The following is a 1,635-nucleotide window of genomic DNA, read 5'->3' as shown; positions in this document are numbered from 1 at the left end:
GCGCCGCAGCCAAGCGCACCTGTCGCGCCGCCGGCTCGCCGCGCGGTCGAGGCGCCGCCCATCGCGCCGGAGGCGAAGCGGGGGCGCGAAAAGAGCGAAACCTACTACGACACCAAGAGCCAGGTTTTCTCGGCGCTCATCGACACGATCGACCTGTCGCAGCTCGCCAAGCTCGAACCCGAAAGCGCGCGCGAGGAAATCCGCGACATCGTCAACGACATCATCGCGATCAAGAATTTCGCGATGTCGATTGCCGAGCAGGAGGAACTGCTCGATGACATCTGCAACGATGTGCTTGGTTATGGGCCGCTCGAGCCATTGCTCGCCCGCGACGACATCGCCGACATCATGGTCAACGGGTCGAAGAACGTCTACATCGAAGTCAACGGCAAGGTCGAGCAGACTGGCATTCGCTTTCGCGACAACCAGCAGCTTCTCAACATCTGCCAGCGCATCGTCAGCCAGGTCGGCCGCCGTGTCGATGAATCCAGCCCGATCTGCGACGCACGCCTCCCCGACGGCTCCYGCGTCAACGTCATCGCCCCTCCGCTCTCCATCGATGGAGCCGCGCTTACCATCCGAAAATTCAAGAAGGACAAGCTAACGCTCGATCAGTTGGTCAAGTTCGGCGCCATTTCCCCGCAGGGAGCCGAGGTCCTCAAGATCATCAGCCGTGTTCGCTGCAACATCGTCATCTCGGGCGGCRCTGGCTCTGGCAAGACGACACTGCTCAACTGCCTGACCAATTACATCGACCGCGATGAGCGCGTCATCACTTGCGAGGACTCGGCCGAACTGCAGCTGCAGCAGCCGCATGTCGTGCGCCTGGAAACCCGCCCGCCGAACCTTGAAGGCGAAGGCGAAGTGACGATGCGCGACCTGGTCAAGAACTGCCTGCGCATGCGGCCTGAGCGCATCATCGTCGGCGAAGTGCGCGGACCCGAAGTGTTCGACCTTTTGCAGGCGATGAACACCGGCCATGACGGCTCGATGGGAACGATCCACTCGAACAGTCCGCGCGAATGCCTGAACCGTATCGAATCCATGATCGCCATGGGTGGCTATTCGCTACCGCAGAAAACCGTGCGTGAAATCGTCGTCGGCTCCATCGACGTGATCATTCAGGCGGCACGTCTGCGCGACGGATCGCGCCGCATCACCCACATCACCGAGGTGATCGGTATGGAAGGCGACGTCATCATCACCCAGGATATCGTCCTCTACAACATCAAGGGCGAGGACGCTAACGGCAGGCTTTTGGGCGAGCACGTCTCGACCGGCATCGGCCGTCCGCATTTCTGGGATCGGGCTCGCTACTACGGCGAGGAACAGCGCCTCGCCACCGCGCTCGAGGCGATGGAGAAACGTGCTGACTGAGGCATCCGCAGGCGTGAAGGTTCTGGTCGATGTTTGGAATTGACGGCACCGTATTGGCGTTTGTCGTGCTCGCCGGCTTCAGCGCCGGCGCGGTCGCCTATGCATTCCTGTTCACCCAGATCAGCAATGAGAAACAGGCAGGCAAGCGGCTTGAAACGATCAAGGCCGCGGAGACGGACCGTTCCGTCGTCAAGGCCACGCGCGACCGCGCGGCCGACGCGGCCAAGCGCCGTAAAACGGTGCAGGATTCGCTGAAGG

At 61.8% G+C, this 1,635-nt stretch carries 1 protein-coding gene and 1 pseudogene; both read left to right on the top strand.

Annotation, left to right across the window (positions count from 1 at the left end; genetic code table 11):
* A partial coding sequence (locus AC1DX0_RS35615; protein ID WP_477359145.1) for a CpaF family protein occupies positions 1-1,377 on the top strand: 1,377 nt, incomplete at its 5' end.
* Positions 1,378-1,406: 29 nt separating this feature from the next.
* A pseudogene (locus AC1DX0_RS35610) lies at positions 1,407-1,635 on the top strand (type II secretion system F family protein); the annotation flags it as partial.

The sequence above is a fragment of the Mesorhizobium sp. P3_A9 genome, assembly GCF_056402975.1.
This window is presented reverse-complemented; position numbering and strand designations above follow the sequence as displayed.